The sequence below is a fragment of the Leptolyngbya sp. AN02str genome, from assembly GCF_050565595.1.
Classification (GTDB): domain Bacteria; phylum Cyanobacteriota; class Cyanobacteriia; order Elainellales; family Elainellaceae; genus Kaiparowitsia.
On record NZ_JBNXVR010000027.1, the window covers coordinates 1 to 22,993 of the forward strand.

General features: G+C 50.2%; 24 protein-coding genes and 1 pseudogene. 16 read left to right on the forward strand and 9 right to left on the reverse strand.

Annotated features, from left to right (window positions below; all coding sequences use genetic code 11):
• From ACQ4M4_RS18705 to ACQ4M4_RS18715, 3 genes and pseudogenes are all read right to left on the reverse strand, one after another.
• A pseudogene (locus ACQ4M4_RS18705) lies at positions 1-111 on the reverse strand (photosystem II q(b) protein); the annotation flags it as partial.
• A 144-nt stretch (positions 112-255) separates the two neighbouring features.
• A complete protein-coding gene (locus tag ACQ4M4_RS18710) occupies positions 256-609 on the reverse strand; it encodes a histidine triad nucleotide-binding protein (RefSeq protein WP_430685971.1) in 354 nt (117 codons plus the stop codon).
• A 172-nt stretch (positions 610-781) separates the two neighbouring features.
• On the reverse strand, positions 782-1,201 hold the full coding sequence (locus ACQ4M4_RS18715) for a hypothetical protein (protein WP_430685972.1): 420 nt from the start codon (positions 1,199-1,201) through the stop codon (positions 782-784).
• Positions 1,202-1,451: 250 nt separating this feature from the next.
• Between ACQ4M4_RS18715 and ACQ4M4_RS18720 the strand changes: the two genes are divergently transcribed.
• Positions 1,452-2,978 (forward strand): YifB family Mg chelatase-like AAA ATPase, encoded by a 1,527-nt coding sequence (locus tag ACQ4M4_RS18720; RefSeq protein ID WP_430685973.1) that lies wholly within the window; start codon positions 1,452-1,454, stop codon positions 2,976-2,978.
• Between the two features lie 249 nt (positions 2,979-3,227).
• On the opposite strand, the gene ACQ4M4_RS18725 is transcribed toward ACQ4M4_RS18720, so the two are convergent.
• Positions 3,228-4,103: a M48 family metalloprotease gene (locus tag ACQ4M4_RS18725; RefSeq protein WP_430685974.1), complete on the reverse strand. Its 876-nt coding sequence runs from the start codon at positions 4,101-4,103 to the stop codon at positions 3,228-3,230.
• A 613-nt stretch (positions 4,104-4,716) separates the two neighbouring features.
• Here ACQ4M4_RS18725 and ACQ4M4_RS18730 point away from each other — a divergent pair.
• From ACQ4M4_RS18730 to ACQ4M4_RS18750, 5 genes are all read left to right on the forward strand, one after another.
• Positions 4,717-5,091 (forward strand): DUF2237 family protein, encoded by a 375-nt coding sequence (locus tag ACQ4M4_RS18730; RefSeq protein WP_430685975.1) that lies wholly within the window; start codon positions 4,717-4,719, stop codon positions 5,089-5,091.
• Positions 5,092-5,193: 102 nt separating this feature from the next.
• A complete protein-coding gene (locus ACQ4M4_RS18735; RefSeq protein ID WP_430685976.1) occupies positions 5,194-6,948 on the forward strand; it encodes a dipeptide ABC transporter ATP-binding protein in 1,755 nt (584 codons plus the stop codon).
• 352 nt (positions 6,949-7,300) lie between these two features.
• On the forward strand, positions 7,301-8,326 hold the full coding sequence (locus ACQ4M4_RS18740) for a long-chain acyl-[acyl-carrier-protein] reductase (protein ID WP_430685977.1): 1,026 nt from the start codon (positions 7,301-7,303) through the stop codon (positions 8,324-8,326).
• 657 nt (positions 8,327-8,983) lie between these two features.
• Complete coding sequence (crtR, locus tag ACQ4M4_RS18745; RefSeq protein WP_430685978.1) at positions 8,984-9,937, forward strand: beta-carotene hydroxylase; 954 nt, start codon at positions 8,984-8,986, stop codon at positions 9,935-9,937.
• A 5-nt stretch (positions 9,938-9,942) separates the two neighbouring features.
• On the forward strand, positions 9,943-10,281 hold the full coding sequence (locus tag ACQ4M4_RS18750) for a hypothetical protein (RefSeq protein WP_430685979.1): 339 nt from the start codon (positions 9,943-9,945) through the stop codon (positions 10,279-10,281).
• On the opposite strand, the gene ACQ4M4_RS18755 is transcribed toward ACQ4M4_RS18750, so the two are convergent.
• The 3 genes from ACQ4M4_RS18755 to ACQ4M4_RS18765 form a co-directional block, all read right to left on the reverse strand.
• Positions 10,232-10,771: a RidA family protein gene (locus ACQ4M4_RS18755; protein WP_430685980.1), complete on the reverse strand. Its 540-nt coding sequence runs from the start codon at positions 10,769-10,771 to the stop codon at positions 10,232-10,234. The two genes, ACQ4M4_RS18750 and ACQ4M4_RS18755, sit on opposite strands and share 50 nt — an antisense overlap.
• A 67-nt stretch (positions 10,772-10,838) precedes the next feature.
• Positions 10,839-12,419, reverse strand: a complete 1,581-nt coding sequence (locus tag ACQ4M4_RS18760; protein WP_430685981.1) for a flavin monoamine oxidase family protein — start codon at positions 12,417-12,419, stop codon at positions 10,839-10,841.
• 189 nt (positions 12,420-12,608) lie between these two features.
• Positions 12,609-12,809 carry a hypothetical protein gene (locus ACQ4M4_RS18765; protein WP_430685982.1) on the reverse strand — a complete coding sequence of 67 codons (201 nt, stop codon included), beginning with the start codon at positions 12,807-12,809 and terminating at the stop codon, positions 12,609-12,611.
• 582 nt (positions 12,810-13,391) lie between these two features.
• Between ACQ4M4_RS18765 and ACQ4M4_RS18770 the strand changes: the two genes are divergently transcribed.
• The 5 genes from ACQ4M4_RS18770 (at position 13,392) to ACQ4M4_RS18790 (ending at position 15,859) form a co-directional block, all read left to right on the forward strand.
• Entirely contained in the window at positions 13,392-13,856 is a 465-nt protein-coding gene (locus ACQ4M4_RS18770; protein ID WP_430685983.1) for a hypothetical protein, read from the forward strand.
• Positions 13,853-14,476, forward strand: a complete 624-nt coding sequence (locus ACQ4M4_RS18775) for a PIN domain-containing protein (RefSeq protein ID WP_430685984.1) — start codon at positions 13,853-13,855, stop codon at positions 14,474-14,476. The genes ACQ4M4_RS18770 and ACQ4M4_RS18775 overlap by 4 nt, the downstream gene beginning before the upstream one ends.
• 208 nt (positions 14,477-14,684) lie before the next feature.
• Positions 14,685-14,927, forward strand: coding sequence for a hypothetical protein (locus tag ACQ4M4_RS18780; RefSeq protein WP_430685985.1), 243 nt, complete (start codon positions 14,685-14,687; stop codon positions 14,925-14,927).
• 53 nt (positions 14,928-14,980) lie between these two features.
• On the forward strand, positions 14,981-15,391 hold the full coding sequence (locus tag ACQ4M4_RS18785) for an HNH endonuclease (RefSeq protein WP_430685986.1): 411 nt from the start codon (positions 14,981-14,983) through the stop codon (positions 15,389-15,391).
• Between the two features lie 9 nt (positions 15,392-15,400).
• A complete protein-coding gene (locus tag ACQ4M4_RS18790; protein ID WP_430685987.1) occupies positions 15,401-15,859 on the forward strand; it encodes a Uma2 family endonuclease in 459 nt (152 codons plus the stop codon).
• Positions 15,860-15,887: 28 nt separating this feature from the next.
• Here ACQ4M4_RS18790 and thrS read toward each other — a convergent pair whose 3' ends face one another.
• The gene (gene thrS / locus ACQ4M4_RS18795; RefSeq protein WP_430685988.1) at positions 15,888-17,711 is read right to left on the reverse strand and encodes a threonine--tRNA ligase; all 1,824 of its coding nucleotides are present in this window, start codon (positions 17,709-17,711) and stop codon (positions 15,888-15,890) included.
• Positions 17,712-18,269: 558 nt separating this feature from the next.
• Between thrS and ACQ4M4_RS18800 the strand changes: the two genes are divergently transcribed.
• Both ACQ4M4_RS18800 and ACQ4M4_RS18805 read left to right on the forward strand, forming a co-directional pair.
• Positions 18,270-18,587 carry a DUF2605 domain-containing protein gene (locus ACQ4M4_RS18800; RefSeq protein ID WP_430685989.1) on the forward strand — a complete coding sequence of 106 codons (318 nt, stop codon included), beginning with the start codon at positions 18,270-18,272 and terminating at the stop codon, positions 18,585-18,587.
• 260 nt (positions 18,588-18,847) lie between these two features.
• The gene (locus ACQ4M4_RS18805) at positions 18,848-19,153 is read left to right on the forward strand and encodes a DUF2973 domain-containing protein (RefSeq protein ID WP_430685990.1); all 306 of its coding nucleotides are present in this window, start codon (positions 18,848-18,850) and stop codon (positions 19,151-19,153) included.
• Between the two features lie 102 nt (positions 19,154-19,255).
• On the opposite strand, the gene ACQ4M4_RS18810 is transcribed toward ACQ4M4_RS18805, so the two are convergent.
• Complete coding sequence (locus ACQ4M4_RS18810) at positions 19,256-19,672, reverse strand: hypothetical protein (protein ID WP_430685991.1); 417 nt, start codon at positions 19,670-19,672, stop codon at positions 19,256-19,258.
• A 1,806-nt stretch (positions 19,673-21,478) separates the two neighbouring features.
• Here ACQ4M4_RS18810 and ACQ4M4_RS18815 point away from each other — a divergent pair.
• Genes ACQ4M4_RS18815 through ACQ4M4_RS18825 form a run of 3 tightly spaced genes read left to right on the forward strand, consistent with a single transcriptional unit; the run spans position 21,479 to position 22,920 of the window.
• Positions 21,479-22,246, forward strand: coding sequence for an FHA domain-containing protein (locus ACQ4M4_RS18815; RefSeq protein ID WP_430685992.1), 768 nt, complete (start codon positions 21,479-21,481; stop codon positions 22,244-22,246).
• Between the two features lie 55 nt (positions 22,247-22,301).
• A complete protein-coding gene (locus tag ACQ4M4_RS18820) occupies positions 22,302-22,805 on the forward strand; it encodes a DNA recombination-mediator protein A (RefSeq protein WP_430685993.1) in 504 nt (167 codons plus the stop codon).
• Entirely contained in the window at positions 22,798-22,920 is a 123-nt protein-coding gene (locus ACQ4M4_RS18825) for a hypothetical protein (RefSeq protein ID WP_430685994.1), read from the forward strand. Before ACQ4M4_RS18820 ends, ACQ4M4_RS18825 begins: the two co-directional genes overlap by 8 nt.
• Positions 22,921-22,993: the final 73 nt, after the last annotated feature.

Consider the following 22,993-nt stretch of genomic DNA (forward strand, 5'->3'; position numbering starts at 1 on the left):
CATCAACACGCCGAACCAGCCCACGTACAGGCGGTTGTCGGTGCTGGTTACCCAGTTGCAGAACTGTTCCCACACGGTATTGCGCTCAGCGCGCTGTAGTGTAGTTGTCATAGTTCGATGAGTGCTTTCGTTTGGTATGTATGAAATATGAAGAACGTTTGTTACCGTCCTTAACATTCAGAATAAGTGACTTGTTTCGTTTTGTAAAGTACTAAGTCGATTTTTGTAACGTTTGGCGTAGCTCGGAGGGTTTACTCACCCTGGAGGCCATGCCATGGCTCGACCTCCCAGGATATGCAGATGTAGGTGATAAACGGTTTGCCCACCATCCTCACCAGTGTTGATCACAACCCGATATCCGTTTGACAGGCCTTCTTGGTCGGCAACGCGCTTGGCTGTCATGAGCAGATGGCCCAAAACGCGATGATCTTCTGGAACCGCATCGGCCAACTTAGGGATTGGCTGTTTGGGAATTACCAGAACATGAACTGGGGCTTGAGGATTAACATCACGAAAGGCGATCGCCAGTTCATCCTCATAAATAATGTCGGCAGGAATTTCTCGTCGAATAATTTTTCCAAAAATCGTATCTTGGGTCTCGCTCATCATTTGGAGTCCAATAACTGCTTGCTGAATTCTAAGACAGCATGCATTAGAGGAACAGGTCAATTGGGGTGTTGCAGAGCAATGCACGCCTATACTGCTGGGCGATCCCCGCCCTCATCCAGAAGATCGAGCTCAGCAGGGTTATCAGGCAAGATACCGGGCGACACAGCGTTAGTTAAGCAACCCGCCGCTGCTTAAAAATTTCTAGCGCTTCTAATTCATGTAGCCGCTCAGCTAACTCACTGCTGCGTTGATGAATGAGATTGAGGCAATCAACGGTGCCATGCGGATCAGCTGCGAACTCTTCTCCCAACATTTTGTAATTGGTTGCCAGCTGTAGGGTTTCAGTCAGCACCTCGCTAAGCACCAGGGCAACCGCCCGAGTTGAAGGGGTACGGCAACGGCGAAAGGTGCGTTTCGCATTGTGCTGAATTTTTTGCAGGCAAGCTTGCGATTGTTGAATCTGTCGAACTTGCCGCTGAATGGAGTACTGACTGGCAGGGAGTTTGAGACGAATGTCGGAATTGATGCTTTTGAGATGGGCAATCAATTGCTGAAACTCAACAATCTCACTGTTCCGGAAAAAGAAACTCATAGTCTTAAGCGTAGATGCAATGTTTTAAACGAACTTTGAGTTGAGCTTTAGGTTGAATGCTACGTATTTTCCCTGAAATACCCTAGCTTGACTAGAGCCTTCATAGGAATTTGAACAGTACGTTAACGGATGTTGGGGATGTTTATGAATTCTTCACAGCCGTGTGAGGGTTTTCCGTTGGCAAGCGGTTTGTTGGGGTTAAGGCTGATTTTGGGCACTCTACCTGCAAATTGAGGCTTGGGTGAGGCCTATGTTAGCCAGGGTGTGGAGCGCAGCTCTGATTGGAATCGACGCATTAAAGGTTGGGGTTGAGGTTGATATTGCTGGAGGGTTACCCGGCATTGTGGTTGTGGGGCTGCCCGATGCGGCGGTTCAGGAGTCCAAGGAGCGGGTAAGAGCAGCTCTCAAAAATGCAGGCTATGCCTTTCCCATGCGCAAGATTGTCATTAATTTGACTCCGGCTGATCTGCGCAAAGAGGGGCCTTGTTTTGATTTGCCAATCAGTGTAGGAATCTTAGCCGCCTCAGAACAAGTGAATGTAGAACGGCTGGAGGAATTTCTATTTTTAGGCGAAGTATCGTTGGATGGGACGTTGCGGCCTGTTGCAGGGGCATTGGCGATCGCCGCTACAGCTCAAAAGATTGGGATCAAATCATTGGTGGTGCCCGCACAGAATGCACGGGAAGCAGCTGTTGTTGCGGGATTAGATGTGTATGGATTTCACAATCTTGGCGAGGTGGCTGATTTCTTAAACCATCCAGCGCACCATGTTCCTATTCGGGTCGATGGCAAACAAGAGCTAGGAAAACAGCGATCGCCCAGTTTGGACTTGAAGGATGTGAGAGGGCAGGCTCAAGCACGACGCGCCCTGGAAATTGCCGCAGCGGGTGGCCACAACCTGGTATTTGTGGGGCCTCCCGGAAGCGGAAAAACGATGCTGGCGCGCCGCCTACCTGGAATTTTGCCGCCCCTGAGTTTTGAAGAAGCGCTCGAAGTCACTCAAATTCATTCGGTGGCGGGGTTATTGCGGGAAAAGGGAAACTTAATTCGCGATCGCCCCTTTCGCAGTCCCCATCATTCAGCCTCAGGGCCGTCGTTAGTGGGCGGTGGCAGCTTTCCTAAACCAGGAGAAATTTCGTTGGCTCACCGGGGCGTACTTTTCCTAGATGAGCTCACAGAATTTAAACGGGATGTTTTGGAATTTCTGCGGCAGCCACTCGAAGACGGTTTTGTTACGATATCGCGAACCCGGCAATCTGTTATGTTTCCGGCGCAGTTTACCCTGGTGGCCAGTACCAATCCCTGTCCGTGTGGCTACTTTGGCGATACGGTGCAGGAGTGCACCTGTAGCCCACGCCAGCGAGAACAGTACTGGGCAAAACTGTCGGGGCCACTGATGGATCGCATTGACTTGCAGGTGGCCGTGAACCGCCTAAAGCCCGAAGAAATGACGCAGCAGACCTATGGTGAGCAGTCTATCCACGTACGGGAACGAGTCGAAAAAGCGCGCGATCGCTCTCGGGAACGATTCAAGGGCGAAACGCTGCGCTGCAATGCGGAAATGCAGAGTCGTCATTTACGCAAATGGTGCCAACTCGACGACACCAGCCGCAACTTGCTGGAAAATGCCATTCGCAAGTTGGGTCTATCAGCGCGGGCAACGGATCGCATTCTCAAGGTGGCGCGAACAATCGCAGATTTATCAGGTGAAGAGGCGGTAAAAACGCCCCACGTAGCCGAAGCCATTCAATATCGAACCATCGACCGCATGCAATAAATCGGCCCAATCATCAGGTTCCTTATCGTGTTTTCTAAATGGGATAGGATTTACGCACTTCATACGAAAGAACAGGGAGTTGAATGATTTTTTGAGCGCTAAGCGCTCAAAAAATCATTCAACTGCATAAGTCCTGTGGGAGTTCCGAAAAGCATGGATTCCCTCAATGACGAGCCCCAGGCGCAAGCCTTGATCACCCTTTGGGGCTGATACAGTCGTTACGCCTGGAGTTCATGATGCAAAGAGGATTTAGATGATGCTCCCAGCATTGGATGCTGTCAACATCTGTTGCTCAATTTTGAGCAGGTTTTCGATGCGTTTTTGAGTCGAAGGGTGCGTTGAAAACAGACTAGAAAACATTTGCTTGGGCAGCGCATTCATAATCAACAGCGGTTCAAAGGATGGGTTGACCGGAATGGGACGCTGCTGCGCCATGGCTTCTAAACGTTGGAGGGCACTGGCAAGGGCACGGGGATTGCCCGTTATCCGGGCAGAGCCAGCATCAGCTTCAAACTCACGCGTGCGAGAAATCGCCATTTGAATGACCGAAGCCGCTAGAGGAGCCAACAAAATGGTGGCGATCGCCACAATGGGGTTACCACCTTGTTCGCGATCGCGCCCACCCCCAAACATCATGCCGAACTGGAGGATCTGGGCAATGTAGGAGATAGCTCCAGCCACCGTTGCCGCCACGGCCTGAGTTAAGGTGTCGCGGTTTTGAATGTGGCTTAGCTCGTGGGCAATCACCGCTTCCAGCTCATCCTTGGGTAAAAGCTGCACAATTCCCTGCGTCACGGCGACAGCGGCATGGTGGGGATCGCGGCCCGTAGCAAACGCATTCACAGCTGAGGTTGGAACGACGTAGAGTTTGGGCATGGGTAAGCCAGCGCGATCGCACAAGCCTTGCACCATCTGATACAGCTCAGGCGCTTGCTCAGGCGCAATGGGCTGGGCCTGGTAGGCAGCCAAGGCAATTTTGTCGGACGAATACCATGAGAAAAAGTTGGTTGCCGCCGCAATTAACAGCCCAACGAGTGCTCCCCCACTGCCGCCGATAGCATATCCAATGGCAACCAATAGTCCTGCCAATAGAGATAGCAGACCTAACGTTTTAACTTGGTTCATGAGCAATTCCTCTAAACGCTGGCATCACGGGTATTCCGTGATGAGTTCTTTTGCAAAAACGCCATTTCATTCTGGGCTGTCTGTTTAAGGGGGGTTCTACCCGCCAGACGAGCTTTCGCTTTCGCATCTCCTCTAGTCATTAGGGGACGTCTGAAAAGTGCCTAAAGCTTCATGTATTGCCCTCACCCCTTGTGTTCCCTTCTCCCAAAATTGGGCCAGGGGAAAGGGTTTGCAGCTCCCCTTCTCCCAGTTTTTGGAGAAGGGGTTGGGGGATGAGGGCCTATTTTGTGACTTCTCAGACATCCTCTTAGGAGTTTGGGTTGAGTTCCTTAATTTTCATTGAATAAGGAATTCGCCGAATTTCAAAGGCCGGGTTTTACGATGAGACTGGGTCGGTCAAATGCTGAACCGATCCATATCATGTCTGTTGAAGCAAAACGGCATGGGAGAGATATGCTAAGGGCTGTCATCCACGCAGGCTGGCGCTCTCGGGCTCGACCACGCTGAGGCTGGGTCTGGTTGATGCACGCTGGGGCGATCGCCCTTATCTTCATGCTCTCGGCTCGTTCATCTTCAGCTCCCGCATTCACCCACTTCAGATTTAGGAGGCGTTATGGTCACTAGCAAAAACGTTTTGGGCAGCGCGCTACAGCCTTGCTGCATGTCTCCCGTCACAGGCTTTTATCGGAATGGTAGCTGCGAAACCGGGCCAACCGATTATGGCACCCACGTCATTTGCGCTCAGGTGACAGAAGAGTTTTTGCGTTACACCAAAGCCCAAGGGAACGATCTCAGCACTCCCATGCCAGCCTACGATTTTCCGGGGCTAAAGGCAGGGGATCGATGGTGTCTGTGTGCCAGCCGCTGGAAAGAAGCGCTGGATGATGGGATTGCGCCACCGGTCATTTTGGAATCGACCCACTCGGCGGCGTTGAACTATGTCTCGATTGAGGACCTCGAAGCGCATGCAATTGGTAGAGGCTCGTGACGGTTTCTCCTATCGCCTCCCTCTATAATGAGCTACGAGTCTGAATTGCCAGTATCTCCTAGCTGCCAACCATCCCCTAGCTGCCAACTATCTCCTAGCTATATGACCAACGCTCTTCTCTGCGTCGATAACCTGCGGGTGGCCTATCCCTATCAGCGGGGTGGAGTTGGGGCGGGCGATCGCGCCATTCAATGGGCAGTGGATGATGTATCGTTCACCCTAAATCCGGGCGAACGGTTGGGGTTGGTGGGGGAGTCAGGCTGTGGCAAGTCCACCTTGGGGCGAGCTGTCATGCGTCTCATGCCCACAGGCACCCAAATTGAGGGAACGGTTCGGTTTAACGATCGCAACGTTTTTGATTTCAACCCAGAAGAGTTGCGGCGGTTTCGTGGCGAGGCCGTGTCCATCGTCTTTCAAGACCCGATGACTCGTCTCGATCCGTTGATGACCATTGGTGACCATTGCCTCGAAACCTTGCTGGCTCATGAGCCTACCTTGACCAAAGCGAAGGCGAAGGAGAAGGCGATCGCCACCTTAGAAGCCGTGAACATTCCAGCGAGTCGCTGGGCGCAATATCCCCACGAGTTTAGCGGCGGCATGCGGCAACGGGTAGCGATCGCTCTGGCGCTGCTGCTCAATCCCAAACTCATCGTGGCCGATGAACCCACCACCAGTTTGGATGTCACCGTTTCAGCCCAAATCTTGAAGGAGTTGACTCGCCTCTGTCATGAGCGGAACATGGCTCTGCTCATGATTTCCCATGACTTGGCGCTGGTGGGTGAGTATTGCGACCGCATTGCGGTCATGTACAACGGCAAGTTTGTTGAAACGGGAGCCACCACCAACGTTTTGCAACAGCCTCAGCATGCCTATACCCAATCGCTATTGCAAGCAGCGTTACACATCCAGGTCGATCCGTCAGCTCCATCCGTTCTGACGCAAGCCAATCTAAGCGAAAGCGAGTCAGACATGGCGATCGCCAATTCATCGGCCTTACCCAATGTGGCCACTGCGCCCCTTTCCAATCATGGCGAAGCTCCGCTTTTACGGCTAGAGCATTTGTGTAAGCACTACACCCTAGAGCAGAATTTCCTGACGCGGCTGCTAGCCAAACAAGAAACCAACACCATCAAAGCGGTGGATAACATTACGCTCAATATTTATCCGGGGGAAATTTTGGGCTTGGTAGGAGAGTCGGGCTGTGGCAAAAGCACGTTATCACGCACCATTTTGCAGCTCATTCCGTCGACATCAGGCCGGGTTGAGTTTTTGGGCAACGATATCACTCGCCTCTCGCGGCAAGACTTGCAAAAGCAACGCCGCCACATGCAAATGGTGTTTCAAGACCCCCACGCGTGCCTCAATCCGCTGATGACGGTTGGAGATAGCATTGCCGACCCGCTGCACATTCACGGCTTGGCCGATGGCGCAGAGGCCAAGCGTCAAGCACTAGCCATGCTAGAGAAAGTGGGCCTCACTCCCGCCGATGAGTTTTACCAACGATATCCTGGCGATTTGTCGGGTGGGCAGCAGCAGCGAGTGGCGATCGCCCGCGCCCTCATTACTCAGCCCAAACTGGTGATCTGCGATGAACCTGTGAGCATGCTTGATGCTAGCGTGCAGTCGCAGGTTCTAGAACTCATGCTCGATCTCAAACGAGAGTTCAACCTCACTTATTTGTTTATTACTCACGATTTGTGGCTGGCGAGATACTTGTGCGATCGCATCGCAGTCATGAATGCCGGTCAAATTGTAGAACTCGGTGCCACCCGCGAAATCTTCAACCATCCCCAGCACCCCTATACCCAAACCTTACTTGCTGCCGCCCCCCTGCTCACCAAACAAGCGGCGCAGTAGCAGTTTGGAGTAGGTACAGGGCTTACCCCAGCTCCCTCCATCCAGTTTTGAGCATTCATCTGGAACATTCATCGCATGCATAGGCACCCTTGCCCACACAATATCAACCCATAAGTCCTAAGATTGAAAAACTGCTGGCTTCGCACGATTCCTTCTATAGAGCGTGATAGTCTCAGCAGGGATTTTTGTGTAGTATTTTGAATGACCTTGTGGCAGATAGGACAAGCTGCAAACTGGGCACATCGCTCGAAACTACTTGCACGCCTATGTTTCTTGAAACGACGGCCTCTCAGCCTGGGTCTTCTTACCCTCCCCTAATCGCCACGTACTGGCTTAACCCGGATCATCATCAATGTTTGGTTTAATTGGTCATCTCACAAGCTTAGAACACGCTCAGTCTGTTGCCAGAGAACTTGGATATCCCGAATATGCCGATCAGGGGCTCGATTTTTGGTGTAGTGCCCCACCCCAAATCGTAGACACCATCAAGGTCAAAAGCATTACCGGGCAAGAAATTGAAGGTCGCTACGTCGAATCGTGCTTCCTTCCCGAAATGCTCGCCACCCGCCGAATCAAAGCAGCCACTCGCAAAATCATCAACGCGATGGCTCATGCCCAGAAGAATGGGATTGATATCACCGCTCTGGGCGGCTTCTCTTCCATTATTTTCGAAAACTTTAAGCTGGAGCAAATCCGCCAAGTTCGGAACTTAACCCTCGACTTCAAGCGCTTTACCACAGGCAACACCCACACAGCCTACATTATTTGTCGCCAGGTCGAAGAAGCATCCAAGCAGCTCGGCATCAACCTATCAGATGCCACGATCGCAGTGTGCGGGGCAACAGGCGACATTGGCAGCGGCGTGTGTCGATGGCTCAATGCCCGAACTGATGTGAAAGATCTGCTGCTAATTGCTCGAAACCAGGAGCGGCTAACTGGGCTGCAAGAAGAACTAGGTCGCGGCAAGATTTTGCCGCTGGAAGAAGCTCTGCCGTTGGCCGACATTGTGGTGTGGGTGGCCAGCATGCCCAAAGGGGTTGAGATTGATCCAGCCAGTCTAAAACAGCCCTGCTTGCTGATTGATGGTGGATATCCCAAAAATATGGGCAATCAGCTTCAGTATCCTGGTGTGTTTGTGCTGAATGGCGGCATTGTGGAGCATGCGCTGGATATTGACTGGAAGATTATGGACATCGTCAATATGGAAGCACCCGCTCGCCAGTTGTTTGCCTGCTTTGCCGAGTCGATGCTGCTGGAGTTTGAAAAGCTCTACACCAATTTTTCGTGGGGTCGCAATCAAATCACGCTCGACAAAATGGATTTGATTGGCCAGGTCTCCCAAAAACATGGCTTTACGCCACTACTGCTGTCGTATTAATGCACTCGGTTTATCGAGCTTTTATCCGGATGGTAGAGACTGCTCAGCGTAGAAAGTAGTGGTAGATGCACCCTGATTCATAACTCCCAGTTTCGCGGCTGGGAGTTTTTTTATTTGTTTAGGACTTACGCACTTCCTACGAAAAACCAAGGGATTGAATGATTTTTGGAGCGCTAGGCGCTCCAAAAATCATTCAACTGCGTAAGTCCTGTTTTACTAGACCTCCTGCATAAATCGTTGCGCAGCGGCCATGCCACGATTCATGCGTCAAAACGCCACTTGTGCAAACGTTTATTCGCTCAGGATGGCTGATATAGCGATGGCCCATTCGATTAAGACATTTTGGGGGATGGCTTCGCCATCCCCCAAAATGTTCTTGTCTCAACTATGCTGGCGACAGCTGTAGGTTGATTGCTCAAGGCTGAACGGCGGCTGAATGGCGTTTATTGGAAAATGAGTGGGGTTAAAAAGCAAGCCGCAGTCAGTTCGTAAGATGAGACACAACTTCTTACGCGAAATCCTGCATTATGGCTCATTCATTAACGGATGCAATCACCTATAGGTTGCAAAATTAAATGAGCTAATTTCACAAAACTTCATTCTGAGTCCTGCGTATCTTATACTACGCAAGGATGGTTATTGAGGAGTGAATATACGATGTCGGAGGCAGTAAGGCCCCTGACTGTTCCCAAGGAGCTTGTAGGCCCGCCAGGTGACGTAAATCCAACTCTGTTGATGTTTTTGATGGCGATCGCTATGGTCATCACATCAACATTGGGGTATTGGCGCTGGCACTGGGTTAGTTGGTGCTGTTTTATCATCAATGCCCTTGCACTGCATATCGTTGGCACTGTCATTCATGACGCTTCCCATCACGTAGCGCATCGCAACCGCATCATGAACGCCATTATGGGTCATGGTAGCGCTCTGATGTTGGGGTTCTCATTTCCGGTGTTTACTCGGGTTCACATGCAGCATCACGCGAATGTGAATGATCCTGAGAACGACCCCGACCACTTTGTTTCGACAGGTGGGCCGCTGTGGATGATCGCAGCTCGGTTCTTTTACCACGAAATTTTCTTTTTTAAGCGTCGGCTTTGGCGCAAATTTGAGCTATTAGAGTGGTTTTTGGCTCGGCTCACGGTGGCTGGCGTCATTTATCTCGCCGTTCATTATGGCTTTTTGGGCTATATCATGAACTTTTGGTTTGCCCCGGCATTGGTTGTGGGCTTGGCGCTTGGCTTGTTCTTTGACTATTTGCCCCATCGCCCATTCCAAGAGCGCGATCGCTGGAAGAACGCAAGGGTTTATCCCAGCCCAATTCTGAACCTGCTGATCATGGGTCAGAACTATCACCTCATTCACCATCTGTGGCCTGCCATTCCTTGGTATAACTATCAGGCTGCCTACTGGGCTACGCGGCCACTGTTGGATTCCAAGGGCTGTCACCAATCTTTAGGGCTATTGCGGCTCAAAGATTTCCTGGGATTTGTCTACGACATCTTTTTAGGAATTCGCTTTCATGGCCATAAAAAGGTTGCCGAAGCATCTGTGCCTGTTGTGGTCGAGGAGTCTACCCCATCAACGGATTTAGTGGGTTCCTCCAAATAGCCTTCATGGATTTACTGGAAAAGGTGAGGTTTACACAGGCTGTAACCTTGCCTTTTTTTATCGTCAGTTTTGCAGAAGCTAAAAGCCCTGAACCACAGCTGACGGTTTTTAACGTGAGTTATGGATATGCTGAAGTGCCTGTGTTTGAGTATGGGTTGCGTGCGCAAACATGGGCTTTTTTAGGTTGGGTTAGGCTGGCGATCGCCCACCAAACAAGCTCCAAACAAACAAGCTCCAAACAAAGCCCCATCAGCAACCTGCCGACGGGGCTTTATAGCTCGATTGGCGTGAACCTTACGATCGCACAGCAACCACTTCAATTTCTACCAGCCAGCCAGGATTGACCAAACCCGCCACTTGCATCGCAGAGCGCGCTGGCAGGTTGGGCTGCTCCTCGGTGCCAAAATATTGGGTGTAGCCTGCCATAAATCCGGCAAAGTCCATCTTGCCATCCATGCTGGGGTCACCCACCAAAAAGACTTGCATTTTCACCACATCGCTCAAGCTCAGGTCGAGGCTGGTCAAAATGGTTTGGATGCGCTCGATCACGTTCACGGTTTGAGTTTGGGTATCGCCAAATGCCTCAACACTGTTGGGGTCGGCCTCTGAATTGACCAGGGGTGGCACCTGCCCACTCACATACACCAAATTGGCATCGGCAGGTAGCTCAACGGCAAGGGCAATGGGAAAGGTGGAGTTGGGAATGGGGTACCGAATGATGTCTTGCGCGATCGCTCGGACGGGCCACGCAAGGATGAGCGCGATCGCCAATCCCACCAAAACGAACGGTGCGATCGCACGGGATTTCCAGACTCGTTTCCACGGGTGCAACATAGGGTGAATCCTCACACAGGTTTCCTTAAATCGGGTTGAAGTTGATGAGTTGAAATGAGTGGGTGAGTTAGGCTTGCAGCGCTTGCAGTTGGGCCGCAACTCCGCTGACGGCTTGATGCGCCGACAGTACGGCTCCCTCCTGCCAGCCCGTGAGGTAACTCAAATGTTCGCCTGCAAAGTAGATGGGGCCATCGGCCTGAGTGAGTGCGGGGTAAACGCTGCTGCGGGAGTCGCCTTCCCACTCAATCCACCCTCCCTGACTGTAGGGCACTTTATCCCAGGCAATGCTGACTCCTTTGGCGGTGTAGGTTTCTTGGCGCAGGGTGGGATGAATCGTTTCGACATCGGCGATCGCAGCCTCTAACCGTTGGGCTGGCGAGAGGGCACCGAGCTTTTCGCCAATGCTGTTCGTCCAAATGTAGGCTGCCACCAGCACACCACCGGGCTGTTGAAATCCGGCGGAGGGATACCAAACTTGGGTGACATCACGCTCTGTCCAGGAAATGCCGCCGTAGATGTAATCGTCTTCTTCCCAAAAGCGGCGATCGGCCTGGAAGGCAATTTTCATCGCTTTGACGTAGGATTCGGCTCCAACGGCGATCGCTTGCTGGACTGCGGGCGAGAAATCGGCATCCACATTCGCTAACACCGATAGTGGCAATGTGCAAATCACAAAGTCTGCATCGAGCGCCTGCTCGTTTCCGGCGGCGTTGGTATACACAATGCGGGTGCCAGAACCCGTTTTGCGAATTTGTGTGACCTGCGCGTTGTAGGTAATGAACTGCCCCACCCGACGCTCAAAGGCTTTGGCAATTTGATCCATGCCGCCAACGGGCTCTAGCATGGTGGCTGCTTGATGGTAGCCTTCGGCAAAGTGCATTTTGTATTGCCAAAAGTCGGATTTGAGCAGTTCGGAAAGATCGATGGGAGAATAGCGATCGCCCGCGACGGTTCCAGCTCCTGGAGCTGTGGCATATCCGGCCCGTGTGGAACCTTTGTACAAGTAGTCGGCATCAAGGTTGCCATAGCTGCGCACAAAGGTGAGGATGCGTTCCCGATCGTCGGCAGAGACTTCTGCATCCAAGGCGTTGCGGTTAATGGCTTTGGCCAGCAGTTCCGACAGGTAGCCTCGGCTGTCGTTCACCACGCGCCGATTCAGCATGCGCTGCCCACCAAAGGCTTTGTCATCTTGAAAGTAGGCGGCGCGGTTTTCGTTGACGATGACCTGCATGGGCACGCCAAATTCTTTGCAGTAGCTCAGCACACCCTGATGGTGGTAAGGAATGCGGGCTGGGCCAGGGTTGAGATACAAATGCTCAGCCTGATTAAATCCGCAGGTCTGTTGGCTGTCGCTTTCGTCGATGCGATCGCCCGCTCGAATGGTCCAACACCGTCCCCCAGCGCGATCGCGTGCTTCTAATAGGGTGCAGTTGTACCCGGCTTTGGTGAGCTCGTAGGCGGCGGTCATACCCGCCAAGCCTGCTCCCAAAATGGCAACATTAACTCCTGTACCCGATCCAGTGGGCAAGTTTGGGCGTTCCATGCCTGTGGCTTGGTGATGCAACAGGCCCATGGCATTCATGGTGGCAAATACAGCAGCAGTGCCCCCTGCTCTGCCCACCAGCTTGAGCAAACTCCGTCGATTCATAAAAATTGCTTTGTCTCAGGCAAATATGCGCTAGACGTTAAGCCGAATCAACGAGTTGAGACTGTATCCGAGATGGCGATTTCTCTTGGTTCAGCTCACAAATATTTTTTTGTTTTCAAGCTAAATTTTCTTGGCGGAATATGGCTTGCGGGCGATCGCGCGATCGCCCTTTTTAGCAGCACAATCCCGCTATCGCACCAGCACGGTCATCACTTTGCCACTGGCAAACGGTGCGGGAATAATTGGGGTGAACTTCACTCGGTCGTGCACCACTTGTTTTACAACCAGCTCGTTCATAATGTGAACGACTTGCTCTCGTGTACCAATAATCCAAATCTGCGGCTTTTCGGCCTGCTGCGTGGGCAACAGGTCGTTAAATTCCGATGTCATATTCTGTTCCTCGCTAATGCAATAGATGTGTCGATGAAGAAAAAGCTTAAGGCGTGGCTTCCTAACCACTTGTCAGCATTAGCGAGGTGAAACGATAATCGATCCAGCCTAGCCCTCTGCTTACCCCAGAGGGTTAGGTTAGCTGGTTAGGCAGTGCTGCTAACACTCCTAACTAGCGTCCTCACCTTAAGCTCGTCTTTTAGTCAAATCACCGGAACGAATTCCGGTATCGCCAAAGATAAACCGAAACGCCGAGGGAGCACAAGCACCCCTCGGCGTTTTGTTATCATTTCGTGATCTTTACAGCCAAGCCATCCAATTGACTCCACAACACATAAAAATATGCGGAAAGATTCTAGCGATTCAGAATGAGCGGTGTATTATGCAGAATGATTCGGCATAAGTAGTGAACTTAGGGTGTTATACCGAATTATTCTGCCTATCTACCCCAAATTGGGATGTTAGGCAGAAAATTTCCGTCTATTAATAGTTATGCCTCTTAGGCCTTGGTAAGGACGCACCTGAAAATCCATTGGCTGGAAGTTGGCATTACAATTTCGGAGGCGAATCTAAATTATGGTTATGAGACCTGATTCTCGTTGGGACTTGTCAGTTGATAATCGTAGCGGTCAATTGACTCTTGTCGTTGAGGTCAAGCGCAAAACCAATGTATCGCCGGAGTGGGCAGCAAAGCTACGTCGAAATATCCTTGCACACGGAACTTTTCCAAAAGCTCCGTATTTTTTGATGGTTTTTCCAGATAAATTTTACCTATGGTCTAATAGTCAAGCTCATCAGGATCAGAGCCAACCTACCTACACTATCGATGCATTCCCAATTCTTCAACCCTACTTTGAGAGGGCAGGAGTAGTTGCTGACCAAATCAGTGGAGCTAGTCTAGAACTCATAGTTGCATCTTGGCTTGGAGAAATAATTCATTCAAATCAATTGCCTGAGGACATTGATGCTTCTCAACAATGGTTAATTGAGTCAGGACTTTATTCTGCCTTAGTGGGAGGAAAGCTTGAGCATGAGGCGGCTGCGTGAATATCTATGTTGAGACAAACTTTGTTCTAGAACTAACCTTTGAGCAAGAGCAGTGTTCAAGTTGTGAACAGATTTTGCAACTGTGTGAAGCAGGAAAAGCAAAGCTCATCATTCCAGCTTATAGCCTTGCTGAACCTCATGAAAAACTGAGCCGCCAAGCACGAAGTCGTCGAGAACTCCAACAGTCGTTAGATGCTGAGTTGCGGCAGCTTTTACGTACAGCCCCTTATGCAAGTCGTATCAAGAGCATTCAGGATATTGCTAGCTTGATGATTCAGAGTAACGAGGAAGAAAGGCATCGGTTTGTTCAATGTCGCGATCAGCTCCTTAAAGTTGGAGAAATTGTTGCGCTCAATGCCAATACATTGAGCGAAGCAGCCTCTTATGAAACTACTTACGACTTAACACCGCAAGATGCCCTTGTATATGCATCAGTTATTGATCATTTACGACAAGATTTACCAGAACAGGCTTGCTTCTTAAATCGAAACTCCAAAGACTTTGATAGTCCTGACATCATTGATGAACTTAGACAGCTCAATTGTAGAATGATTCCACGGTTTGATCGTGGACACAGCTTTATTCAGTCACAATTGCCATCTGAGCAATCAGAGGCATAACCAATCGCTGCACCGGAACGCCGAAAGTTGGTTGGTTGAGTTGCAAAGGGTGTCTGCGTCCGGTGAGCTTGGTCGTTAGTGCCATCGCTCACACTCCCTTTTCGCTTCAACTCCACGAATTGCAGTGTGCCTTTGGCGATCGCTTTATCATTGAGGTAACCACGTCCAGTTACCGGAGAACTTATAGAAGTAGGGTTCAAGGATAGTTATGGATGCACAGCTAATGATTCAGCCCTCATCATTTATTGATGCTGGAATTCAATTGAAACCTGTTCGGGACTTCTTCTTATTCAAATTCAGTGATGATTTGCAGGAGCGGCTAGAAGGTTTAAATGAAAAGAAACGAGAGTCAAATTTGTCGCCAGGAGAAGCTGTAGAGTTGGCAGGAATTTTGGAACTTGATCGTATTTTTACCCTGCTCAACGCGAAAATCATTGCTGAATCTGCATAGACATCGCAATTTCAAAAGAGCTGCGCCAAAAGGTTCGAGAGCGAGCAAATTATTTGTGTGAGTACTGTCATTCCTCTGAAGAAGCAAGTGCCGCTCGGTTTGAAATTGACCATATCCAACCGCGATCGCTCGGTGGGCCGGATACATTTGAAAATTTGGCGTTGGCTTGTCAACGATGCAATAGCTATCGCTATAACTTTACTGAGGGAACCGATCCAGAATCTCAATCGATAGTTTTGTTATTTAACCCACGGTTGGATGTGTGGAACGAGCATTTTGCTTGGGAACAGGGCGGTTTGCTAATTCGCGGAAAAACGACCATTGGTCGGGCAACCTGCGATCGTCTCGACTTAAATGACCAAGCTCATAACGATAATGCAATCGTGAGAGCACGTCACTTCTGGATTCAAGGTGGTTGGCATCCACCTAGCAATGATGCGATCGAACCTGACTCAGAAAAGTGAGAAAAGCTAATGTCGCAGGGAAAGCACAGCACCGTTCGAACTGAGTTTTCTACAACTGTTAATACTGTGCTGAAGGCTCAAAAAATTGCACGAGCGTTTTCGGAGTTGCGGTGTACCTTTGGCGATCGCTCCATCGTTCCCGATGTGTCGGTGTTCGCATGGCAACGGATTCCTCGCGACCAAAACGGCGAAATTGCCAATACATTTGCGATCGCGCCCGACTGGACAATTGAAATTTTGTCACCTGACCAAAGCCAAACCAAAGTCACCAAAAATATTTTGCATTGCTTGAACCACGGCACTCAAATGGGTTGGCTAATCGACCCTGATGAGCAAACCGTGTTTGTGTACCTGCCCAAACAACAACCGGAAGCATTTGATCTGTTCGATCAACCACTTCCGGTTCCTGCCTTTGCCACTGGCCTCAGCCTCAGCGTTGGGTCTGTATTTGGTTGGTTATTGGAGTGAGTAGTTTCAGCCCTCACCCCAACGTTGCTTAGAAGGTGCTGTAGTTGGCGATCGCACTCTTCAACCGCTCCAGCACTTCGGGAACGGCGATCGCCCCCAACTCACCCGAGGCACGAGTGCGAATGCTAAGGGCATTGCCCTCCACTTCCTTCGCACCAATCACACCCATCACGGGAATCTTGTCCTTCTCCGCATTGCGAATCATCTTGCCCAACCGTTCGCCGCTGGTATCCACCTCAGCCCGAACCCCGAGCGATCGCATCTGCGTCGCCACATCCTTGGCAAAGGGCAAAAACTCCTCCGTCACCGACAGCAAGCGCACCTGCACCGGAGCCAGCCACAGCGGAAAATCACCTGCATACTCCTCAATCAAAATGCCCACCAGCCGCTCCAGCGAACCAAACGGAGCCCGGTGAATCATCACCGGACGCTGGCGCGAACCATCTTCCGCCACATACTCCAGCTCAAACCGTTCCGGCAGGTTATAGTCCACCTGCACCGTACCCAGCTGCCACTCCCGCTCCAGCGCATCCTGGAAAATAAAGTCCAGCTTTGGCCCATAAAAAGCCGCCTCGCCAATTCCCAAAAAGTAATCCATTCCCAGCGTATCAGCCGCTTTTTGAATAGCGCTTTCCGCCTTGTTCCAGGCATCATCCGAGCCAATGTACTTATCGGAAGCAGGGTCACGGAAGCTGAGCCGCGCCTTAAAATTCTTGAGCTGTAAGCTCTTGAATACGGAGAGGATTAAGTCCACCACATTCATGAACTCATCTTCCAGCTGATCCGGCGTCACAAACAGGTGCGAGTCATCCACGGTAAAACCGCGCACCCGAGTCAATCCACCCAGCTCACCCGACTGCTCGTAGCGGTACACCGTACCAAACTCCGCCAATCGCATCGGCAAGTCCCGATAGGAGCGCAACTCATTCTTATAGATCTGAATGTGGAAGGGGCAGTTCATCGGCTTCATAGCAAAGCCCTGTTCCGCCAAGCGCGCGGCATCATCTTCCGCCATCATGGGGAACATGTCTTCCTTATAGTTCTGCCAGTGGCCAGAAACCTTGAACAGATCTACCCGCGCAATGTGGGGCGTCACCACAGGTAAGTAGCCTCGCTTCACTTGCTCCTGCTTCAAAAAATCCTCTAGCGTGGAGCGCAGCACTGTGCCCTTGGGAGTCCACAGCGGCAACCCCGGCCCCACAATATCAGAGAACAGAAATAGACCCAGTTCCCGACCCAGCTTGCGGTGGTCGCGACGCAGCGCTTCTTCCTTCCGGCGCTTGTACTCGGTCAGTTGTTCGGGTGTTTCCCATGCGGTGCCGTAAATGCGCTGAAGTTGAGCCTTGGTTTCATCGCCGCGCCAGTAGGCTCCGGCCACGGTTTCCAATTCAATCGCATTGGGATTCAGCTCAGCGGTGCTTTCCAAGTGGGGGCCAGCACACAAATCCCACCACTGATCGCCCAGGTGATACAGCGTGATGGGTTCCTTCAGGTCTTGCAAAATTTCGAGCTTGTAGGGTTCGCCCAGTGCTTTGATGCGGCGCTCGGCTTCCTCCCGGCTGACCTCTTCTCGAATGACGGGCAGCTTGCGATTGATGATTTTGATCATCTCCTTTTTAATGGCCTTCAAATCTTTCTCGGTAAAAGGCTCAGGAGCATCAAAATCGTAGTAGAAGCCGTTTTCAATCCAGGGGCCAATGGTGACCTGGGCTTTGGGAAATAATTTTTGTACGGCCATGGCCATCACGTGCGAGGTCGTGTGGCGAATTTGCTTGAGACGCTCTGACTCGCTGGTTTTGGGAAGCGAAATTTTTTGAGGTTGTTCTACAGAGGGCGATGCGTCGTTCGGCATGGGATCACAAATGAAAGTTAAAAACCGTAAGAAACTAGCCAGCGGCGTTATTGATTAAACCGTGCTGGGGTGAACTTGAGCAAGCATAGACTTCTCTTCTATCTTACGTTGTGAAATTCGGCTCCATCCTGCGAGATTTGCGGCCAGATTTCGGCCCGTTTTTTTGGCCACAGTTGCGGCCAGATTTCGGTCAGTTTTTTAGCCAGAGTGCAGCTGGGGCAATTTCTCAGATTGGGGCGATTTCTCAGATTGGGGCGATCGCGCTGCATCAAGCATCTGGCCATTCCCCGGGGATGCACAAGGGTTGAACCCAACTCAGCGACCCTTTGCCCTATCAATTTCCGGGTCAAGCTAAGGGGCAAAACCGAAAGTTTGTATCGGTTTATGAATTTATCGCTGAGAACCGCCGCCATGAAGGCGGGCTGTACCGACGCCAAACCAAGACAGATCAACGTTTTGCCGAGCCGAGGAAAGAAGCGCATTAACACATCAAAAAATGTAACGATTCGTAAATCACGTTAATATTAACGAGTATGATATCAATCACTTTTCATCTCTATGTTTAACCCCAACCTGCCAGAGCCAGAGTTGCTCAAGACGCTCTTGGAGCCTTTGTTGGAAGATTTTCAGTATTGGTTTGGGCGATCGCGCTCATTGCTCGAAAATCACGACATTGATTTTTTAGCGCAGGAGCAGCAAATTGATCTGTTAAAGCGGGTCAAGCAGGCGCAAAAAGAGGTGGCAGCCGCTCAAGCCCTGTTTAAGGCAACGGACTGTCAAGTGGGAGTGCAACCGTCGGTATTGGTGCCGTGGCATCACCTTGTGACGGAGTGCTGGCATGTTGCAGTTCGCTATCGGCTCAATCGGCCAATTTAGCCGAGTTCGTCGTCCAGTTCACCAACGCGTTGGATTTAGACGCAGCGATCGCCCATCTCTCTCTCGAACGGAGTAGGCACGAGTCACCCGAATTGGGATGCTGAAACCTAAGAATTCTGAGAGAATGAAATTAAACAAAACGGTATGGAAATCGGTTGGGATATCATTCACGATTTGAATTGAAGTCGGTCGAGTTTCGAAGCACATTCACCGTCCAGCCATTGTTGGAATAGGCAGACCGTTCAGAGGATTAAATTAAGATGCTGCAATTGTTGTATATCTGCGCGTTCACCGTTCTAGCCTTTTTGGCCATCTCCAATTTAATCCGCAACCTCATGATGCTAGGCGGGGAATCGCAGCGCGCCTCGGCCAGAGGTGGCCAAAGCCCTAGCCGCTCTAGCGGTAAGTCTATTCCCCATCCCGAACTGCTGGATGAGCAAGGCCAAGTCATTAATGAACCTTACTTAGTCATGAAGTCGATTTCGGTGGATGATGCACGCGAACGGCTTGATGCCCTCTACAATTCGTCTCCCGAAACAAAAGATCGGGCACAAGACGACAATTAAACAGCCGATTTCACAAAATTCATTTCCAACCTCAAAGGCGATCGCACTCCACACAGAGCGCGATCGCCTTTAAGCATTGAAGCCATTGCTAAACCTATCAACCTAGGCCGACTCAAACTGATCTCCACTTTGTAGCGTTTCCGGTTCAAATTCGTGAAGCCACTGAATAAAGTTATCCGACCTGTAATTCAAATTTGACTGCTCAAGCAATAGGGCAACATATCGCACCCGTTGTCGTATCACAACTGCATGACAATCTTTGCCGTGAATGACCGCTAGGCGAAACCCTTCAAGCCGCAGAGAAGAGACCAGCAACGATTGCAGCCCCAATGCTTGAAAAATAGTTTGCACCCAACTAATATCGCTACTTTTGGATGTGGTGAAATAATCTTGAGGCAAGCCGCTCAGGTCAAAGATTGCCGCTCCAATAATGGCATCTAAATGAGAGACAAGATCGCCAGAGGTAGATTTATTGGTAGATGCAGGTGCCACAGTAACAGGATAGGTGTTGGCAGACATAAAGTTTATCAAGGCTCGGCAAGGCAAGGTTTTTAGAAAAAAACAAGTGCGTCGGCAACATCTGGATAGTCGAGAGGTTGAGGGGTTATGTGTAGTTACCCATGCAGGCCAATTCCAAATTTGGCTGCTATTCCTAGAATTCCCTGTTCTTTAAAACATGAACAATACTTTGTGTTTCGCAAAAATGTTTAGTTAAGTGTTGAATTTACCCCTTACAGTTTTCTTAAATTAAAGTTACAGTCTGCGATCGCACCACGGCTCAGCCCGCAAACGATAGCTGCATTCCTTGGGGAGCCTGCGGTAACTCAGCATCTCATTCGCGTTGGTTCACACCTCTCGCCTCCATGCGCGCGATCGCTCTCGTCGTTGGGGCAATTCATAACCCCACCGTTAGTTTATGCAAAAACGTTGAGGCACCTTAACCGGAAGTTAACTAGATTCACAATTCATTACCCTACTTTAGAAACCGTAGATTCACCCAGTTAGGTGTCGTCGTTGAATGCGGGGGTTGATACGCTAGAAGAGGAGAAAATCCATTCCTAAACACTTTTTATGCTTTCCTTATTTACCTACGGCATCAGCCTGGGTCAATCTAGCCTAGAGACAGACCCCAAAAATCGCCGTAAAAAACAACACCTGACCGTCCAAGAACCCTCAGATCCCAATCTGCAGAAGAAGACGGTGTCAAAAGCCCCATCCTCAAATTCTGTGCCCTCCTCTAAGTTGTGAGCGATCGCAGTCAACTTTCACCGTTCACTATCACTAAAAGGACAGTTTGATGGAACAACAGGTAGAACCAGACCCCAAACCTGGAGGCTTATCACGACTCCTATCTATAACGCATAGGGTAGCCACCCAAAGAGCCTTTGCTATTGCAGAGGCTCTTTGTTTTTGCAGCTTGTTTTGCAGCAACAATCTCTATAAGAATTGCTGGGTTCAAAGCTTAACGCTCACACCTATTTCGAACTCCCACAACACCAAATCTTCCTCAATTCACTAGTCCGAGATCAATCCCTCGCCACCATAAAAAACCAGCCTGAACCCGCACAGCGGGTGGCACAGAGTTTTAGGATTTTATGCTTCACGTATGTTTCATGACGGCTGTTCACTTAGTTGTTAAATCGCCCTCTTTCTCTTAAGAAAACACACCAATTCAAACTGATAAATTCCGCCATTTAGCGGAGAAGACATGACGACAACTCGCGCTAGAGCGAGCTGCTACAAGTCAGTTATCATTCAGCTACCTGAAAAACCCTTAGCGCCAGTGTAAGAAAAATGGATTGGTTTCTGAGTAAAAACCGAAAGATTGGGAATCCTCCTAGCAATTCCACCTCCCAGCGATACGGATATGCCGTGATTCCTCGGTTATGAATCCCCTATAGAGCTTTTAACCTAGTACTAATGGATGGATTTAAGGTGTGTTTCAGCGATCCGTTTGTAAATCTACGCTTGCGGTGATTTGCAGTGATTGCCCCGACGCTTCCCAAAGGTGTGCTGTTCTCTACTTGGGAATCATAGGCATGGAACTGTACTCACGACCAGCCTCATGCTCGTTCATTTCAACCTTATTCGAGCCTTATTCGAGAGAAATCCCAAATGCGTATCCAATCCACTGAATCGGAGCAATGCAGTGGATATAACAGCGCCTCAATCCACAGTGTGTTTTTTGTTCAGCGTGTCATCAGTCATTTCTTCTAAATGTTCAACTACCTGTGATCGCTCACCGATTTCCTTTCAGTAGCCATTAAACATAAACCTGTTCATTCCCAGCTTTCGTCACTCTAATCCGTTCTAACCCGAGTTAATATGTTGAACTTGAATGCTCTGTCTGCCTACTCTTCTAAATCGCTAGACAATGCAACCAATGCCGAGTTGCAACAGCAGCTCGGATTGTATCGGGTTTTTCTACGTCTATACGAGCACAACCGAGGCTTACTGGATGAAATTCTGTCTCTAGAAAACATTAGCTGTAAAGACTTAGCTGGAGTTTCGCTACCCTACGTTCAAGGGATAGCGATCGGTCGCCAAGTTTATCTAATGACGAATTTGCTGGGTGGAACGACTCGGGCTCTTACTCAACCTCAATACATGTGGACGATTGGACGGGATGCTCGTCAGGCGGTGTTGCCTGTGCAAGATCAGCGGCTTTCGCGTCGGCACGCTGCGATTCGTTATGAAAACCAAGGCTTTTATTTGGTGGATATTGGTAGCCGCAACGGGTCGTTTGTAAACGGGGAACCAATTCGTCAACCTCGATTACTCAAGGATGGCGATCGCGTGCGTTTGGGAAGCTTGACTTTTGTATTTTTCGTGTGCAGCGAAGTGCAGCAATTGTGCAACCTCCCCCCCGAGATGGCAGCGCTGGTCAATGGAACTGCGAAAACCGCAGAAACCTTGCAAGAGGATCCAACAGCCCCCTTGCAAGATGATGACGAAATGACCATGTTGATGCCACCCATTACCTCCCCGGCTGGAAGTGAAGCGCCAACCGTCTATTCTCCTGAAGATACGTTGACTTTTTTGCGCACGATGAATGGCGATTGTGAAAGAAAACCAAATGTCAGTGATCCGTGAAGCTCACAACACCTGATAGAATAGCTGGGTCGTTTAGCCAACAGTTAGGTCACCTTTGAGTCAGTCGGTTGATCTGCCCAGAGTAGATGATTTTCTACAAGAATTGGCCACTATCCAGCAAACCGGTTCTAAGCGGATTGCCTTGCTGGGGTCGCGCCATGTTCCTATTACTCATCAGCTGCTAATCGAAGAAATGAGTTATGCCCTTGTGCTAGGTGGCAACCGTTTGTTGACCTCTGGTGCAACTGGTACGAACTCAGCAGCAATTCGGGGTGCAATGCGAGCAGACCCCAATTTATTGACGGTGATTTTGCCACAAAGCCTATCTCGGCAACCGCGCGAGTCGCGTGACCAACTGGAAGAGGTCATGCATCTGGTAGAGAACCCGGCAAATGACCACATGTCTTTGGCTGAGGCAAGTGCACTGTGCAATCAGGAGATTGTGTCTCGCTGCCAGCAGCTGATTTGCTTTGCCTTTCACGATAGCCATACGCTGCTGAAAACCTGCCAAGATGCAGAGGATCAGCGTAAGATTGTCACCCTGTTCTATTTTGACTAGGCTACGTTTCAATACGGCTCAGTCTAATACGCGTCCCTATGTGAATTCCGTGTTGAGCTGCCAGGTGCGATCGCTCTTTGGCACTGGCCTGTTCATTGAGAAAATGCAGCGCTAGGCTGAGATTATTTAGCCATTACAGGGATGGGTTGCCATGCTCAGCCTGAATAGACTGCTTGAGTTCTATCCAG

Coding starts and splice junctions, on each gene's coding strand:
- ACQ4M4_RS18710 (WP_430685971.1), bottom strand. CDS start 609: ATGATGAGCGAGACCCAAGATACGATTTTTGGAAAAATTATTCGACGA.
- ACQ4M4_RS18715 (WP_430685972.1), bottom strand. CDS start 1,201: ATGAGTTTCTTTTTCCGGAACAGTGAGATTGTTGAGTTTCAGCAATTG.
- ACQ4M4_RS18720 (WP_430685973.1), top strand. CDS start 1,452: ATGTTAGCCAGGGTGTGGAGCGCAGCTCTGATTGGAATCGACGCATTA.
- ACQ4M4_RS18725 (WP_430685974.1), bottom strand. CDS start 4,103: ATGAACCAAGTTAAAACGTTAGGTCTGCTATCTCTATTGGCAGGACTA.
- ACQ4M4_RS18730 (WP_430685975.1), top strand. CDS start 4,717: ATGGTCACTAGCAAAAACGTTTTGGGCAGCGCGCTACAGCCTTGCTGC.
- ACQ4M4_RS18735 (WP_430685976.1), top strand. CDS start 5,194: ATGACCAACGCTCTTCTCTGCGTCGATAACCTGCGGGTGGCCTATCCC.
- ACQ4M4_RS18740 (WP_430685977.1), top strand. CDS start 7,301: ATGTTTGGTTTAATTGGTCATCTCACAAGCTTAGAACACGCTCAGTCT.
- crtR (WP_430685978.1), top strand. CDS start 8,984: ATGTCGGAGGCAGTAAGGCCCCTGACTGTTCCCAAGGAGCTTGTAGGC.
- ACQ4M4_RS18750 (WP_430685979.1), top strand. CDS start 9,943: ATGGATTTACTGGAAAAGGTGAGGTTTACACAGGCTGTAACCTTGCCT.
- ACQ4M4_RS18755 (WP_430685980.1), bottom strand. CDS start 10,771: ATGTTGCACCCGTGGAAACGAGTCTGGAAATCCCGTGCGATCGCACCG.
- ACQ4M4_RS18760 (WP_430685981.1), bottom strand. CDS start 12,419: ATGAATCGACGGAGTTTGCTCAAGCTGGTGGGCAGAGCAGGGGGCACT.
- ACQ4M4_RS18765 (WP_430685982.1), bottom strand. CDS start 12,809: ATGACATCGGAATTTAACGACCTGTTGCCCACGCAGCAGGCCGAAAAG.
- ACQ4M4_RS18770 (WP_430685983.1), top strand. CDS start 13,392: ATGAGACCTGATTCTCGTTGGGACTTGTCAGTTGATAATCGTAGCGGT.
- ACQ4M4_RS18780 (WP_430685985.1), top strand. CDS start 14,685: ATGGATGCACAGCTAATGATTCAGCCCTCATCATTTATTGATGCTGGA.
- ACQ4M4_RS18790 (WP_430685987.1), top strand. CDS start 15,401: ATGTCGCAGGGAAAGCACAGCACCGTTCGAACTGAGTTTTCTACAACT.
- thrS (WP_430685988.1), bottom strand. CDS start 17,711: ATGCCGAACGACGCATCGCCCTCTGTAGAACAACCTCAAAAAATTTCG.
- ACQ4M4_RS18800 (WP_430685989.1), top strand. CDS start 18,270: ATGTTTAACCCCAACCTGCCAGAGCCAGAGTTGCTCAAGACGCTCTTG.
- ACQ4M4_RS18805 (WP_430685990.1), top strand. CDS start 18,848: ATGCTGCAATTGTTGTATATCTGCGCGTTCACCGTTCTAGCCTTTTTG.
- ACQ4M4_RS18810 (WP_430685991.1), bottom strand. CDS start 19,672: ATGTCTGCCAACACCTATCCTGTTACTGTGGCACCTGCATCTACCAAT.
- ACQ4M4_RS18815 (WP_430685992.1), top strand. CDS start 21,479: ATGTTGAACTTGAATGCTCTGTCTGCCTACTCTTCTAAATCGCTAGAC.